At 53.8% G+C, this 15,272-nt stretch carries 13 protein-coding genes and 1 tRNA gene; 8 read left to right on the forward strand and 6 right to left on the reverse strand.

All coding sequences use genetic code 11. The features are described 5' to 3' along the window. Position 1 precedes the first annotated feature (1 nt). The 5 genes from ACR0IU_RS06885 to ACR0IU_RS06905 form a co-directional block, all read right to left on the reverse strand. Positions 2 to 622, reverse strand: a complete 621-nt coding sequence (locus ACR0IU_RS06885) for an HAD family hydrolase (RefSeq protein ID WP_170780395.1) — start codon at positions 620 to 622, stop codon at positions 2 to 4. Positions 623 to 764: 142 nt separating this feature from the next. Then, complete coding sequence (locus ACR0IU_RS06890) at positions 765 to 1,220, reverse strand: YaiI/YqxD family protein (RefSeq protein ID WP_480715723.1); 456 nt, start codon at positions 1,218 to 1,220, stop codon at positions 765 to 767. Beyond that, entirely contained in the window at positions 1,217 to 2,677 is a 1,461-nt protein-coding gene (gene sthA / locus ACR0IU_RS06895; protein WP_480715724.1) for a Si-specific NAD(P)(+) transhydrogenase, read from the reverse strand. Before sthA ends, ACR0IU_RS06890 begins: the two co-directional genes overlap by 4 nt. Before the next feature lie 3 nt (positions 2,678 to 2,680). Beyond that, complete coding sequence (gene fghA, locus ACR0IU_RS06900) at positions 2,681 to 3,514, reverse strand: S-formylglutathione hydrolase (RefSeq protein ID WP_480715725.1); 834 nt, start codon at positions 3,512 to 3,514, stop codon at positions 2,681 to 2,683. A 103-nt stretch (positions 3,515 to 3,617) separates the two neighbouring features. Next, positions 3,618 to 4,547 carry an AEC family transporter gene (locus ACR0IU_RS06905; RefSeq protein WP_480715726.1) on the reverse strand — a complete coding sequence of 310 codons (930 nt, stop codon included), beginning with the start codon at positions 4,545 to 4,547 and terminating at the stop codon, positions 3,618 to 3,620. A 161-nt stretch (positions 4,548 to 4,708) separates the two neighbouring features. Between ACR0IU_RS06905 and ACR0IU_RS06910 the strand changes: the two genes are divergently transcribed. Continuing rightward, on the forward strand, positions 4,709 to 5,326 hold the full coding sequence (locus ACR0IU_RS06910) for a TetR/AcrR family transcriptional regulator (RefSeq protein WP_170474907.1): 618 nt from the start codon (positions 4,709 to 4,711) through the stop codon (positions 5,324 to 5,326). Between the two features lie 49 nt (positions 5,327 to 5,375). Here ACR0IU_RS06910 and ACR0IU_RS06915 read toward each other — a convergent pair. Then, positions 5,376 to 5,460: transfer RNA gene (locus ACR0IU_RS06915), tRNA-Leu, on the reverse strand. 766 nt (positions 5,461 to 6,226) lie between these two features. Between ACR0IU_RS06915 and ACR0IU_RS06920 the strand changes: the two genes are divergently transcribed. From ACR0IU_RS06920 to ACR0IU_RS06950, 7 genes are all read left to right on the forward strand, one after another. Next, positions 6,227 to 6,640 (forward strand): hypothetical protein, encoded by a 414-nt coding sequence (locus tag ACR0IU_RS06920; RefSeq protein WP_170474967.1) that lies wholly within the window; start codon positions 6,227 to 6,229, stop codon positions 6,638 to 6,640. Between the two features lie 2 nt (positions 6,641 to 6,642). After that, positions 6,643 to 8,643, forward strand: a complete 2,001-nt coding sequence (locus ACR0IU_RS06925) for a dynamin family protein (RefSeq protein ID WP_010441391.1) — start codon at positions 6,643 to 6,645, stop codon at positions 8,641 to 8,643. An 8-nt stretch (positions 8,644 to 8,651) separates the two neighbouring features. Next, positions 8,652 to 10,295: a dynamin family protein gene (locus ACR0IU_RS06930; protein ID WP_480715727.1), complete on the forward strand. Its 1,644-nt coding sequence runs from the start codon at positions 8,652 to 8,654 to the stop codon at positions 10,293 to 10,295. Positions 10,296 to 10,320: 25 nt separating this feature from the next. After that, on the forward strand, positions 10,321 to 10,722 hold the full coding sequence (locus ACR0IU_RS06935) for a hypothetical protein (protein WP_010441394.1): 402 nt from the start codon (positions 10,321 to 10,323) through the stop codon (positions 10,720 to 10,722). A gap of 24 nt (positions 10,723 to 10,746) precedes the next feature. Beyond that, positions 10,747 to 11,595, forward strand: coding sequence for a hypothetical protein (locus ACR0IU_RS06940; RefSeq protein WP_480715728.1), 849 nt, complete (start codon positions 10,747 to 10,749; stop codon positions 11,593 to 11,595). Positions 11,596 to 11,665: 70 nt separating this feature from the next. Beyond that, positions 11,666 to 13,708, forward strand: coding sequence for a dynamin family protein (locus ACR0IU_RS06945; RefSeq protein WP_480715729.1), 2,043 nt, complete (start codon positions 11,666 to 11,668; stop codon positions 13,706 to 13,708). Then, positions 13,705 to 14,994 (forward strand): dynamin family protein, encoded by a 1,290-nt coding sequence (locus ACR0IU_RS06950; protein WP_480715730.1) that lies wholly within the window; start codon positions 13,705 to 13,707, stop codon positions 14,992 to 14,994. Before ACR0IU_RS06945 ends, ACR0IU_RS06950 begins: the two co-directional genes overlap by 4 nt. Positions 14,995 to 15,272: the final 278 nt, after the last annotated feature.

Genomic DNA, 15,272 nt, shown 5'->3' on the forward strand with positions numbered 1-15,272 from the left:
CCTAATCGGCCTCCTCCTTGGTCAACAGTCCCTCCGACACCAACCGATCCGCCCAACCTTCAGGGCCGATGAAGTGATGGGTCTGCCACCCTCGCGCCTTGGCCGTTTCGAGGTTTTCGATCCTGTCATCAGCAAACAAAAGAGCGGCAGGGTCGATGCCGCAATCGGCCTCTACCATCTCATAAATAGGGGTATGAGGCTTAACCGCTTTCATCCGGCCCGAGACATACTGGCGATCAAATTCGTTCAGAAACGGATAAACGGTGGTGGCATAGTCGAAGTTCTGAACCCCAAAATTGGTCAGCGCAAAAACAGGTATTTTCTTGGTTCGCAGCGCTCGCAACAGTCGTGCTGAATGCGGGATTTCAGGCGCGGCCAGTTCGATCCAGTTGTCGTGCCACATCCGAATTTCGTCTCGCCAATCCGGGTACTTGTCCGCCCAGCTGTAAATCGTATCGGTGAAGTGATGGCCCTGATCCACCAGATCATTCATTCCATGCAGATCGACCTCGGCAAACATGGCACGCCGACGTTCCTCGCCGATCACGCGATCATAGTAGCGCTCGGGTTGCCATTCGATCAGTACGTTTCCGATGTCAAATATGACGGCTTCGATGGTCATACGGTAATCCCATACCTAATCAATTGCCGCCGACTGAACCAAGCACCGGACGAAGATGCAAGCACCATCCACAGCGCGGTAAGCGCTGCCCGGCCCAACGGTCCGTGGCGCATCTTTGATGCGCCACGGACCGGCGGGAGCGCTACCCGCGCAATGCGGCGCGAATCTCTCGCTCAAGCACGTCAAGAAAACGAGATCGATCTGCTTTGCCGAACGATTTGCCGCCGCCGCCAGTTCCCAGAGGATTTGCAGCACGAAGATCCGCCATCAGATCGCGCATCGCCAGTTGCTGGCCGATATTGGCTGCCGTAAAGGCCTCACCGTTCGGGCGCAACGCACGAGCATCGGCTTCGATGCACTTCGCGGCAAGCGGGATGTCTGACGTCACCACGATATCGCCTGCACCGCAGCGCTCTGCGATCCATTTATCCGCCTCATCCGCACCGGCCGCGACAATCACCACCTGTACCAGCGGGTTGGCCGAGGGGCGCAGCCCACCATTGGAGACCAGGACCATTGGCACTTTGTGTCGGGTTGCGACGCGTTCGGCCTCGGCCTTCACAGGGCAAGCGTCGCCATCGATGTAAAGCGTCGTCACGCGTCTTTGGCCTTTGTCGACACTTTCGCCTTCGAGGTGGATTTGCGTACCTTGAACTCTTCGGGAATAGGCATCCGGTTAAAAGCGTCCAATCCCGCAATTTTGTAAGCTTCGGCCAAAGTCGGATAGTTGAACGTATTTTGCACGAAGTAATCCACCGTGCCTTTCAGGTTCAGCACCGCCTGAGCAATATGGATTAGCTCTGTCGCCCCTTCACCTACAATCTGCACTCCCAATACGCGGCGGGTCTTGAGCGAGAACAGCATCTTCAGCATCCCATGTTCCAACCCCATGATATGCCCGCGCGAGGTTTCGCGGAACCGAGCCACGCCGACCTCGTAGGGGATGCCACGTTCCTGCAGTTCTTCTTCAGACATGCCGCAAGTAGAGATTTCGGGAACCGAGTAGATCCCATATGGATACCAGGGGCTTTCCGGCAAGGTCGGTGTCTCAAGCGCATGACAGGCGGCGACTCGCCCTTGCTGCAAAGACGTTGAGGCCAGCGAGGGATGCCCGATGACATCTCCGGTGGCATAGATATGAGGCACCGAGGTTTGATAACTCTTTCGGTCCACGCTGATCCGATTGCGATGATCGGTTTCAATCCCAACAGCGTCTAGGTTCAGGGCCGAGGTTGCACCCATGCGCCCCGCGGCAAACAACAACATCTCAGCCCGGACATGGCGCCCGTTGTCCAGTGAAATCTCGACATGACTGCCCGCATCTTCGATCTTTTCGACGGCCGATCCCAACCGCAGATCAACACCATTTTCACGAACTTGGTGTGTGAAGTCGTGGATGAGCGTCTTGTCGATGAAATCTAGAAATGTCTCGCGTGGTTCAATCAGCGTAACGCGAACATCCAGCGCTGAGAACATGGTCGCGTATTCAACACCGATCACACCGGCACCGATCACACAAAGCGAACGCGGTATTTCTTCCATCTCTAGGAAGTCATCTCCGTCGACGACGGTTTTGCCGTTGAAGGGAACGTAATCGGGGCGATATGTTTTGGTGCCGGTCGCGATCAGGAATTTTGCAGCTGTCAAACGCGTTGTTTCGCCTGCGTCGGTTGCGACCTCAACCTCATGCGGTCCGATGAACTTGGCTAGCCCGCTCAGCGTTTCCACATGGTTTCGGTTGAATTGGTGTTCCAGCACGTCGACCTCATGGTCGAGCGTCATGTGTAGCCGTGCCTTCAGATCTTCCGCACTGATCTGATCCTTAACCCTGTAGGAGCGCCCATAAAAACTGCGTTCACGCCAGCCTGACAGGTTCAGCACCGTTTCCCGTAAAGTTTTGGACGGGATTGTCCCAGTATGCACTGAAACGCCTCCCAAACGGTCTTTACGGTCAATCACCAGCACCCTGCGCTGCAGTTTTCCGGCCTGAATAGCCGCCGCGCGCCCCGAAGGACCTGAGCCAATGATGATCAGGTCATAATCATATTTGCTCATGCCTTATTCCCCATACAATGCTTCGGCGTGGAAGGTGATGTGGTCCTCCATGAAGGTGGACACGAAATAGTAGGAATGATCATATCCCGGCTGCAGACGATAGGTGGCTTGTTGGCGACGTTCGGCGATTGCCTGCGCCAATGCTTCTGGGCGCAACAGGTCCATGAATTGGTCATTTGCACCAGTATCGATCAGGATGGGACCGTTGAAGCCGGTGCTTTTCATCATCGCTGACGCGTCATGCTTAGCCCATGCCGCTTCATCATCGCCTAGATAGGCGCTGAGTTGCTTGCGACCCCAATCCGCCCCTATCGGGTTTGAAATCGGCGAGAAGGCTGAAACCGACCGATACCGCCCAGGCAGATTCATCGCCAGCGTCAATGCACCATGTCCGCCCATCGAATGCCCGGTGATTGCCTGGCGGTCGGCATCAATTGCAAAGCTCTCTACCAAAAGCGCAGGTAGTTCCTCGGCGACATAGTCCCACATGTTGAAGTGAGGGGACCAAGGTTTTTGAGTGGCGTTGACGTAGAATCCCGCGCCCTGACCAAGGTCATAGTCTTCATGATCCGCGACCCCATCTCCGCGAGGTGACGTATCCGGGAACACTAGAGCAATACCTTGTTCTGCCGCCCAGCCTTGCGCTCCGGCTTTGGTCATTGCGTTTTCATGTGTGCAGGTCAGGCCTGATAGATACCACAAAATCGGAACCGGGCCGTCCTTTGCCTCAGTCGGAAGGAAAAGACCAAATGTCATATCACATTTGCAAGCCGAGGAGGCATGGCGATAGACGCCTTGCACACCGCCAAAACAGGCATTTTCCGAAAGGGTTTCCATCGCTCTGATCCTTACGTTGTCTCGGCGTCATGGCTATCGCTCTGTCGCGTCCGCGTAAAGTGCGAGTGCTACCGGCGGGTGGATTATTAGAAAAGTTTGAAGATCAGAGGGTGCTGACCCAACCAATTACCAGCGGGACAGTCAGGATGCTGGCCAAAGTCGACAGTAAGATTGCTGCGGATGCGCGCTGTGGGGCCACTCTGTAATGCGCGGCCAGCATGTAGACATTGCCCGCGACGGGTAAAGACGCCGCCGCGATGGCGACCATGGCTGGAAAGGATGCAATCGGAATCAGCCAGATCACCATAATCGCGACAAAAAGGGGATGTAGAACCAGTTTGCTAGAACTCAGCCAACCCGCAATCTGTATGCGTTCCGCCGATTTGTCGGCAAGTGACGCGCCAATGGCAAACAACGCACCCGGTGTCGCTGCACCCCCCAGAATTGTTAGAAAGTCGTTCAAAGGGGCTGGGACGGGCACATTGAATGCCGACCAGATCAACCCGGCAGAGATTGACAAGATCATTGGGTTTCTCAGCAAGCCAACCCCAATCAAGCGCACCGTCGCAAGACCGGGCCGGCCATCTCGACCACCGTTGATCAAAATCACGATCAGAGAGGAAAACACAACAAGATCAACGGTTAGAACCAGCATCACGGGTCCTATGGCCGCTTCAGAAAACAAGAGCGCCAGCATTGGCAAGCCCAGGAACCCCACATTGCCGATCGCGGCGCATTGAGCTTCAACGGCAGCCGTCGGAATATCCAATCCGCGCAGATAGGCGACAACAGTTGCCAGTGCGTAGACGCCCGCTGTTCCAATCAAATATCCGATTACAAGGCGACCATTGAAGATCTCGGCAAAGGGCAGGGTGGCTGCAAATCGAAACAGCATTGCAGACAAGGCGAAGAAAAATACGAATTTGGTCAGATAGGCAGTTGCCTCGGGCGGGAAAAAACGGCTGCGACCGGCCCAAAATCCCAGACCGATGATTGCGAAGAAGGGCAGTGTGCGCAGAAAGATCTCAACCATGGCTGTGTGTTAGCATGAAAGGCCGGGGTCGCAAGGGCGACGCTCGGCATAAGCTACTCTTGCCGGTTAAACGTTGTGACAATACTGCGATCCGGTTGAAATGCGTTGAAACTGAACCGAACGGTTTATAGTGTTGTAGAATATCGCATTCAGGAGACATCATGACTCAAGCCGCCGCCATCCTGCGTACAGGCCGAAAATTTGATCAGGTTTTGCGCGGGGCGCGCGAGGTGTTCATGGCGGATGGGTTCGAAGGCGCGAGCGTTGATGACATTGCGCGATCAGCGGGCGTGTCGAAGGCGACGCTCTATAGCTACTTCCCCGACAAGCGTCTGTTGTTCACCGAAGTCGCCCAGACTGAATGCCGGTTAATGTCCGAGCGTATCCTGTCAATGATTGACGAGACCAAACCTGCGCGCGAGGTGCTAACAATTGCAGCAACTCAGCTTACTGCATTTCTGGTCTCAGACTTTGCGCAGCAAGTCTTTCGCATTTGCGTCGCCGAGCGAGACAGGTTCCCGGAACTCGGTAAGGCCTTTTTTGAAGCGGGCCCTCAGAATGGTCGGCGGCAGATGGCAGAGTATCTGACCAAAGCGGTCGCAAAAGGAGAGTTGGCTGTCGAAGACGTCAATATTGCGGCCGAGCAGTTTTCGGAGCTGTGTAAGGTAAGGCTATGGGGACGGGCCGCTTTTGGTATCCAAAACAGTTTCAGCCAAAGCGAGATTGACGAGGTTGCTATGCAGGCGGTCGATATGTTTATGGCACGATACGGCGTTTGAGTTTGACCGACCCAACGTCAGAGCAACGAATCGATTCTGTGAAGTTTTGTGGTGCGGGTGGAGGGACTTGAACCCCCACGCCTTGCGGCGCCAGAACCTAAATCTGGTGCGTCTACCAATTTCGCCACACCCGCAACCCGATGCCAAAGCATCGCGACGAGGCGCTCAATAGCAAAGCTTTTGAGGGAGCGCGAGAGGTAAAGTGCGACAATACACAAGATTATTATCGCCATACGAGAAACAATAAGACGTCGAATTGCACTTCATCCAAACTCCTGAGAATCGAGTGCAAGTCCGAAGTGGCAATCCGTCGAAAAGGAAATCTCTTTGAAGGGCGGGTTTATTTAGATCAAAGTGCAGAGATTTTCTGTTCGTCGAGATGTCAGAATAGGCTCAATCTTGACATTATTATTGTTTCCAAAAGGTGAACTTGTGGACCTTTTTTTGATCGTAAGTGTGTTGCACCTATAAGTTGAGTTCACCACGAGGTTTGTGGGCGAAGGGTCGCCAGAGTGAAATATTGGGTGTTGTGTGAGTAGCCTGAAGGAAATTTAAGCAAAGTTACACCTATTGAGGGGGATCGATTAATTTTTAAAAAAAACAAATGATTATAAGATATTTTGAAGCTCTATTCTGATCCAGCGCACCAGATTAGAGTTGTCAGTATTGGAATCGGTTACGGGTCCAGTTGGTGCGTGCTTTTCAGGCATTCTCTTATAGGTTGAGGTATTTATGAGGTCCGCCACCTTATTTGTGCCACATTTCAAACGCCAAAATATCCTATTCGCGTCAAAATAACACCGCGGAAATCGTAATTGATTGAACGCAGGAGTTAATGAGTCTTTTTGCCTTCTGGCACCGTGCGAGTTTCTGCTCAACTCCAGAACAAGGGTCTCTGTCGTGACCAACCTGATCAAATCCGCTGCTTCCGAGCAGGACGTTGTAAGTCTTGCCCGAGAAAGTTTTATCGGCGAGCTAAAAACACTGAACCGCCAGCATCCTGGCACGGGTTTCGGCGTTGCGCTCAAAACCCATTCGGGCAATCGCTATTTGCTGGCGAATGCCCGAATGCCTTTGCCGGCAAACAAATCAGAAGATTTTCCAACGGGGCGCCGTGTCGCCTGCCTGGAAAATGGGGAAGGCTTCAGTTCTATCGAAGTGCTTGCTGATTCCTTCGCATATGAATCAATTTCACCGCAAACCGAGGCTGTGATCCTCGGTAACGCATTGGACCTTATCGCGCGCATCGACACGCTTGCGAGCCTGCCGGACGGGGCAGGGGACCAATTTGCCGCAACAGGTACCGGAGGCTAACCATGGCGCGTAACGACCACCTTCTGTCTGTAGGAAACGAGGCTCTGTCCGAAATGACAGAGACAATGACTTCGTTGACGACGCAGATCGACCAACTGACAGAGGTGGCGGATGCGCGTTCTTCCGCGCGGCTCGCTGCGCTCAAGACTAAAATGGAGAATTTCTCGGCCAGCGTCACAATGGTGGGGCAGGTAAAGGCCGGGAAATCGTCCATCGTCAACATTCTGGCGGGGCGACCAAATCTGCTACCCTCGGATGTGAACCCATGGACGTCTGTGGTGACCACGCTGAATATCAATACCCGGACTGAAGGGGGCACCAAGTCCAAGTTTACTTTTTTCGAGCAGGAAGAATGGGACAACCTGATGGTTGGCGGCGGTCGCCTGGGCGAACTCGCGAACCGTGCTGGTGCTGATGATGAGATGGATGACATCCGCCGTCAGATCGGGGAGATGAAGTCTAAGTCCGAGCAAAGGTTGGGCAAACACTTCGACCTGATCCTTGGTCAAAGTCACCAGTATGACTATTTCGATGATGAACTTGTCCAACGGTATGTCTGTCTTGGGGATGAGGATGACCCAGATATCGACCCAAAGACGGGTCGTTTTGCGGATGTGACGAAATCGGCAGAACTGTTTATGGATATCCCGCAATATCCGATTTCGCTTAAGCTTTGCGATACGCCGGGCGTGAACGATACATTCATGGTGCGCGAACAGATCACTTTGCGCAGCCTGCGAGGGTCGGAGGTTTGCATAGTTGTATTGGCTGCAAGCCAGGCACTGACCACGATGGATATGGCGCTGATGCGTATTATCGCTCAGTTCGAAAACCGGCAGATCATTCTGTTTGTGAACCGGATTGATGAATTGTCTGACCCGGTCAATCAGGTCCCCGAGATTCGCGATCGCATCCAGGACACCCTGAAGCAGAACAACATTGACGCCAACACAAGCGTTGTCTTTGGCAGCGCCCTGTGGGCTGAGGCCGCTCTCACTGGAAACCCGGACATTCTGACAGAAGAATCGCGCGAGGCATTGAACACTTTCTACCTGGCTGCCGGATTCGGCGATCAGGCGGCGTCACTCGACAAGATCTGGGCGCTTTCCGGCCTGCCCGATTTGTTGCTCGCGATGAATGAGCGTATTGCCGAAGGCGCCGGAACGCGGCTTCTGGATCGCGTCCGGCATCGGGCGCGCAATATCGCCAGTCAGATTCGGGCGACAGCTGTTGCTAAGACCTTATCAAACTCGGATGGAATTGTTCGGGATTTAGATGGTGCGTCGCCAGAAGACGCGATTGCGAGGGTTACAGCCGAATACGAAAAGAAAGCTTCCGAGCTGACAACCAAACTGCGCGACAAGGTACTGGAGCGACTTGCCTCGGCAGAAGCGAATTTTGTCAAGCGCGCGACCGATTCTCTGATCTCACATCTTGAGCAAAATGGAGAGCAGGGTACATGGCAATATGACCCGGCCGGGCTAAGAACTTTGCAGAAAGCCGCATATTTCAGCTTTGCCCGTTCGATGCGCAAGGAAGCCGGTGCGCTGTATTCGGCTGCTGCGGCGGATGTTGAGGCTCTGTACCAGAAACTATTGGGCAACCATTTGGGTGAATTCAATATCGAAGCTCCGATCGTGCCACGCGTGCCTCCGCCACTCGGGATTGGGCGCACTATCGCGCTGGACCTGCAAAGCACTTGGTGGCGCCGATGGTGGCAACGCCGAAAGGGCTTCGAGGCCTATGCCGCAGACTACACGCGCTTGATCGCGTCTGAGGCGAACTCGATCACCAAAGATATCGAGGAGAACCAGATTGCCGCCGTGCTGGAGAATGTGCGTGCTACGCTGACCGACTTTATGGTCGAGCAGAAAGATACGTTGCTCAGCATCTCGCATTCACCTGACAGGGCTGCGGCACAGATCGCCGAGCAGAAGCCACAGAAATCGCGTGACGACATTCTTGGCGATATCCTGAAAGACCTTAGTAACGAAGCAGCATAAGAAGAGTTATGGTAAAAAATTTACAAACCCGCTTCGTCTCTCCCAAGACATGGAACCGCATAGAGCAGTGGTCCCGCCGCAAACCTGTGTTTGCGCTCATGGGAGAATTCAGTGCAGGCAAATCGACGTTGATGAATTTCCTGCTACGCAAACAGGCACTGCCAACGCAGGTCACAGCCACGCAGCTGCCGCCGATTTGGTTCAGCTGGGGCAATCGACCCGCTTATATCAAACGCCATGATGGCAGTACGCAGAATATCGAGTTGGATCAGCTTGAACAGGTTGGTGTCAATGACGCTCAGTTCATTCGCATCTTCCTTGAGGCCGATATTCTTGAGGCGGTCGACTTGATCGACACACCCGGCATTTCGGACCCGAAGATTTCGACGGATGTCTGGCAGCGTGCAGTTGGCCAAGCCAATGGTGTGTTGTGGTGCACCCACTCGACCCAAGCCTGGCGCGAGACTGAACGTGCCACCTGGGTTTCGCTGCCGGAAAGGCTGCAGCATAAATCGCTGCTGCTGGTGACACGTGCGGATGCTTTGAATCAGAAAGACAGGCAAAAGGTCTTGCGCCGCGTAAATCGCGAAGCGGGTCATTTGTTCAATCGCACGATCCTTTTCTCGGCCCGTGATGCCATCATGGCCCGTGACAAAACCGGTGATGCCGAACTTTGGTCACGCAGCGGTGGTGGTAAGATGGTCGACAGTTTCCTGGAGATCACCGAGCAGATTATGGACAAGCGAGCGGATATGCTAGCCCGCTATCAAATTGATAAATCCCTGTCCGAAGCACCAAAAGTGAGCCATTTGCATCTGGAAAGCCGAATGGAAGATGTGCCGTTGGTGCATCAGGATCCGCTGGCTGACACTCCGGCTGAAGCGAACAGTGATGTTGTCACAAGCTTTCCCATCCGCCCTGCCCGCGTCGAACGCCGCTCAGAAGAGGCTGAGCGCCCGCGAATTGACGTGGACGAGGCAGAACGGATGCGCGCCGAAATGACCTCTGAAGCAGAACCAGCTGATGAAGATCTGCGCTCCGTATTCTCAGAACAATCCGATGACCCGCTGGATCTGAATCTTTTGGCGAACCCGACCCATGACGTCGATGAGTTTGCTTTCATGGATGAAGAAGAGGACCAAGAGGATGCGGAGTTAATTATTCTCGGTCCCGAAGATGAACAAGATGCAACGGTAGAAGCCTCGACATCCGAGGAGACTTTGGTCGATGAGGAGAGCTCGGGTTCGGACATCGAAGTGTCTATCTCGTCGATTACGTCATTGCTTTCTGAGCAATCTGAGGAATCTACAGAAGAATACGAGCCGGAACCGGAATCAAACTCTCTCACGCCAGCCAAAGTGGTTGAATTGAGTGGCGAAGCGAAATCGAATGAAGAAGCGTCTGAAGAACAAGCAGCCGATCCAAGCGGTCTGCCCTCGGAATCGCCACTCAGCGCATCTGCGATGTGGAGAGAGATCGTAGCGCGGGAAAGTCTGCCTGATGATGCCCAAGGCTTGAAAAGCGCTTTTGCTGCGTTTTTGTCCGAGTATGATCAGATTGCGCTGGAGCACACCTCTCGCAATAGCGAAGCCAGCATGCGACCGGTGGCGGAAGCGCGCAAAAACGGTGGAGCAGAATGGCATGCGATCTGAAACATTCTTTGAGGTGGATATCTGAATGTCGATAGAATCCGCCTTAGCCTCGGCCATCGAGACCATACCCGACTGCGTTGCAGCCGGGTATGTTGATATGGAAACAGGGATGCTGTTGGGCATTGATGCTGCAGACCGAGAGAGTTCAGATGCTTTAGAAAATCTGGCGCTTTCAGTTGCTAACCTGTTTCAAAGCCGGGGTACAAAAGGCTTTGAGGAATTGTTGCGCACGGCACAGATAGATGAAACGGAACACCCCGGATTTGGGGAAATCGCGGTGTTCGCCAATGATCGTATACATATCTTTCTGAGAACGCCGAAATACCCGGATCACGTTGTCTGCTATATCTGTCGCGACAGTGCGAATACCGGGCTTGCGCTTACAAAATCACATCTCAGCCTCAGCTCGGTGGCTGCTGCGGTATAGACGGAACCAGAGGGGGTTCGCGGTATGATGGATGGCGAAATACTCGAATTGCTCGAAGAAATCGGGCAATCTTCGGTCGCGCGCTTATCTCCCGCAGTATATCTGTCGGGCGAAACTGCGAAGGCAAGACGAGGTGAGGTACTGAACGCTATTCGCGGCACGATCCTGCCAAGGAGGCTAGAGTTCAAGGCGGCCGACGGAGGAATGCTGGCGGTTGAAGTGAACAGCTCTCGGATCACCGATGTCTTTCGCTGTGTTTCGGGGCCTTTACCCGATTTTGAAACCGATGCCCGTGAAAACTTGACGGGCCGACTGGCCCAACTGGTTTCTGACATCGCGATCGCCCCCGGCCCTTTAGAGTTGATTTCGCTCAGACCGGATTCGGCGCTTGAAGCGGATGATGTGGGCATAACCTTTTCTGAGGTGGAGGCGGCTTGCGGAAATATTGATCTACCGGACGAGCGGCGTATGACGATTGTTCCGGATGCCACCCCTGAACCTGAACCAGAAACGGATCAACAGAGCCCATCAGGGATCACTGATGCATTCTATGAAGGTTCTGAACGCTTTGCTTTGGGACGCTTTTTGATTAGCGGTGAGGTCAAATTTGATGGGCTTTGTTCCGAAGAGCAGCCTGCGCATCCAGACGAAAACCTTTTGGCGCGTTTCACCAAAGATCTCCTCGGCTGGCAAGCAGATGTATCTAACATACTGTCAGAGCCGCAATTGATCGTAATGCGACCATCCGGGGGTCAAGGTGTTGGCCTTGCGATCCTGCGCGATGAAGAGGACGTTGCAGCCGCGTTTCATGACACCCGTAAGCTGGGCGCTGCTGTCAACCTGTGGAAATCTTTGAAAAACGCCGTCGAATGACCGCGTTCCTGCCAAATAGTGTCCATTTTGCAAAGCTAGATGATAAATACGAGTTACCAGGGTAAATCTTATGAGTGAGTTAAACCGCCGCGAGCTTATTCGCATCGCAGAAGACATGAATGGGATGAGCAATGACGAAACACGTCATTTCATCTCACGCATTGTTGACGATCTGTCGAACCTCAAGCCTTCGATCGCCTTCGTAGGCCAGATCAAGGCTGGCAAATCTCGCTTGATCAATGGTTTCACCGGGCAGGCGGAATATCTACCCTCAGACGTGAACCCTTGGACAACTGTGATCACCGATATGCATTTCGGCCATCCATCCGGCAGGAAATCGGGTGCCGAATTTCACTTCTTCGACAATCGCCAATGGCAAGCTCTGATCGCTGAAGGTGAAGAGCTGCGCAATATGTTCCCGGACGAGGAAGACAGCTATAAACGCGAGATGATCGAAGAGCAGGTTGAGGCGATGAAAACCCGCGCCAAGCTGCGTCTTGGTGATAGCTACAAACACTTGTTGGGCCAGCATCACGATCTCGATGAACTAACATCAGACGATCTGGCACGATATGTTTGTGCCGGAGATGACCCAACGGATGAAGGGGAACATGATCCCGGTTCGGACCGAGGTCTTTATAGCGATATCACCCGCAAGGCCGAAGTCTATTTTGACATCGGCCATTTCCCGTATCCGGTAACCGTTACCGATACACCGGGTGTCAATGACCCGCTGCTGATCCGCGAGGAAATTTCGCGCCAATACCTCAAGGAATCAGATTTCTTTGTGGTGGTGCTTTCGGCGCATCAGGCGTTGTCTCTCGCGGATCTGAAATTGTTCCGTTTGATGCAAGCGCTAGAGCTTGGTCAGATTGTGGTTTTCATCAACCGTGTCGATGAATTGGGCGGCGGTGCCGAGGATGCCACGAAGGTGCGCGCTGATGTGTTGGACGGGCTTGAGAATGCATTAGGTAATTCGGATATCGATGTCCTGATGGGCAGCGCCCAATGGGCGCATTACGCCCTGACCGGTGATGAAACCGGCATTGACCACGATCAGATACTCGCTTGGCTTCGGGCTCATCCTGAGCAGATGAAGCAATACCTGGATGGCGTTGAAGAGATTAAGCAAGGCCCCGGCCCTATCAGCCGCGAAGGCGTATTGCGTTTTGCCGCAATGATCGCGTCGGGCCTGCCCGATTTGCGCCGCCATGTGACCAAAGCTCTGACGGAAGGCCCACGTCAGGAACAACTCAATATGGCTTGGCAGCACCTCAACAGCTTTGCTCAGGGCGAGCTTGAGCGCAGCAACGCGAGGCTCCGTGCGATTGAAGAGCAGGACTGGCCTGATACTGCAGATGTTGAAGAAAATAACAAGACACTTACAGATCTGCGCGCGTTGATTGCAGAGAAATCCCAGGCGATCACCAACGATATGGATGACGTGCTTGCCAATCTGCGTGGCGTAATGGACGACACGGTTGCCGAGGCCGTTTCGATTGTCGTACGTGGTCCCGATGGCCAATCCCCTCTGTTGACCAAAGACGGTGATACCGAGTTGAATTTCACGCCGCTGCGTGAGCGGATGCGAGAGCTTGTTCAAGGCGCGACTCAGGTGGTGCGTCAACGCATGCTTAGTGAGCTCTATGCGATCGACATGCAAAGCAATGCTGCCCTGCGTGCCCTGCCTGGTTGGCAGGAGCCGGTGGACAATCGCATGAATACCAGCGCAGTGCGTTGGTTCAGACCAGACACCAGTGCATTGACGCGGGGAATTACGGTCGAACTGCGTGTGACATGGCTATCGCGACTGATTTCGCGCCGCAGCGTTCTGAACCGAGCGGAAAGAATGATCGTACAGGAATTCGAGATGATTGGTGACGATCTGGTGGATACCGCCAGAATCGATCTGATCGAACGCATGCAAACGGTGCTGGATCACTATTTGGCACTACTTGCCGGACATCTGGAACATCGCGCCGGAACCGACGATACAAATGCTCGTGCCGACGCTCAACGTGCGGTTGACCAGGCCCGCCGCATCAGCGATGAACTGGGTGCGGTACATGGAACCGCACCCGTGGACACTCGACAGGCAAAGGCCGCAGAATGATTGAATTCCCCGGAACCGAGAAGGAAGTGCGCCAGTTAGAGCGTTTCCTGACCGCAACTGAAAGCGCCCCTTCGTCGGTTGAGCTGGACGATATGCGTTCCCGCGCCTTGGCTCATGCCGAGCGGCTTTCGAACGCGGTGTCCATCGGTTTTGCCGGGGAATTTGGCGCCGGGAAGTCCAGCCTTGCGAACATGCTTGCGGGTGCTGACATTCTGCCCACCGGGCCGCAGCATCTGAAACTGCCGCTGGTTATCGTCGCTTACGCTGATACACCTGAAACCACCGTTGGTTGGTGGGACAAAGAACCCAAGGTCTACTCAGGGATTGCGCTGGAAAAAGCCGCAGCTGACGAACCTGATTTCATCTCGGTCGGGTTGAATACCCCTGCCCTACAAGAGATCTCGCTATTCGACCTGCCCGGTGCCGGTGCTTTGGATGATACATACAAGCAGACACTGGGATTGCTGGAGTATGTGGACTGCGCCATTTGGTGTACCAACGGAACCAACGCCTGGCGCGAAACTGAACGGCACTTGTGGGCGCAGGTGCCACAGAAGCTGCGCGATAACAGCTTGTTGGCCGTAACCCACGCCGACTTGCCTCCGGTTCGGGATTCACTGGATCGGGTTGTTGCCCGACTGAATAAAGAAAAAGGTGATCTGTTCCGTGCGGTTGTACCCATTGGCACGCCGGTTGCCGTGCGTGCAATGGAGCAGGAACCCGAGCCTGACTTTGATCTTTGGGAGACCTGTGGCGGCCAAAATTTGGCCGAACAGGTACTAAGTGTTGCGTCTGACCATCGACGCCATGATCTTGAAGCGGCTCAGAAGGACTTGGTCGAAGAATTTCTGCCTTATATGGAAGAACTCACGGGGGTTGAAGAAGAACGTGACGCTAAGGCTGATGGCTTTGCGGTCCAATCAAGCTTAGAAACCGCCCTGCCCCCTCTGGATAATCCAATTCTTGAAGATTGGCTTGCAGCCATAGCCAGTATCTACAACGACCTGCGTGAAAGCTCGGATATTGAGCCTGCGGCCTTTCTGCAAAGTTGTCAGGAAATTGTTGAGGATTTTGCCGAGAGGTTGGCATCCGGATCCGAAATCGACCCCGAGGCTGATTGGATTCCGGCTGAGTTCGAAAAGGCAACCGACCTGCTGTTGCTACTACAATTCGAGAGTGGCGATGCACCTCTCAAAGACGCGATCAGCATCCTTGCACAGCTTAGCGATAACCTTGCATGGGCCGGCAGCTCGGTCGCGTCTGCCCCTCCGAAAACCGGAACGTAAGTTTTTCCCGCAATAATTGAGCCGCAACGCAGCGATTCGAAAGGATCGGAATCACCGCGCTATTGTTTCGATTTTGTGGACCAAGCGCGGTTTTTGAAGTTATAGAATCCGATTAGCTCACCTTAGGAATACACTATATTGTATGCAAAGTGCTAGGAGTTACTATATGTGCGATTTCTGAATTTTTGATCCTTAGTGAAGCCATCAGGTGGCCCAAATAAAGTCAAATTTGAAACGTCTAACCTTCTAAAGTGTCCTGCGGTTGTGTTTGGTTGTGA

The organism is Ruegeria sp. CL5 (assembly GCF_056536485.1).

Bases quoted from the DNA above. Each gene is read 5' to 3' on its own strand.
- ACR0IU_RS06885 (WP_170780395.1), bottom strand. From the start codon at position 622: ATGACCATCGAAGCCGTCATATTTGACATCGGAAACGTACTGATCGAA.
- sthA (WP_480715724.1), bottom strand. From the start codon at position 2,677: ATGAGCAAATATGATTATGACCTGATCATCATTGGCTCAGGTCCTTCG.
- fghA (WP_480715725.1), bottom strand. From the start codon at position 3,514: ATGGAAACCCTTTCGGAAAATGCCTGTTTTGGCGGTGTGCAAGGCGTC.
- ACR0IU_RS06905 (WP_480715726.1), bottom strand. From the start codon at position 4,547: ATGGTTGAGATCTTTCTGCGCACACTGCCCTTCTTCGCAATCATCGGT.
- ACR0IU_RS06910 (WP_170474907.1), top strand. From the start codon at position 4,709: ATGACTCAAGCCGCCGCCATCCTGCGTACAGGCCGAAAATTTGATCAG.
- ACR0IU_RS06925 (WP_010441391.1), top strand. From the start codon at position 6,643: ATGGCGCGTAACGACCACCTTCTGTCTGTAGGAAACGAGGCTCTGTCC.
- ACR0IU_RS06930 (WP_480715727.1), top strand. From the start codon at position 8,652: ATGGTAAAAAATTTACAAACCCGCTTCGTCTCTCCCAAGACATGGAAC.
- ACR0IU_RS06935 (WP_010441394.1), top strand. From the start codon at position 10,321: ATGTCGATAGAATCCGCCTTAGCCTCGGCCATCGAGACCATACCCGAC.
- ACR0IU_RS06940 (WP_480715728.1), top strand. From the start codon at position 10,747: ATGATGGATGGCGAAATACTCGAATTGCTCGAAGAAATCGGGCAATCT.
- ACR0IU_RS06945 (WP_480715729.1), top strand. From the start codon at position 11,666: ATGAGTGAGTTAAACCGCCGCGAGCTTATTCGCATCGCAGAAGACATG.
- ACR0IU_RS06950 (WP_480715730.1), top strand. From the start codon at position 13,705: ATGATTGAATTCCCCGGAACCGAGAAGGAAGTGCGCCAGTTAGAGCGT.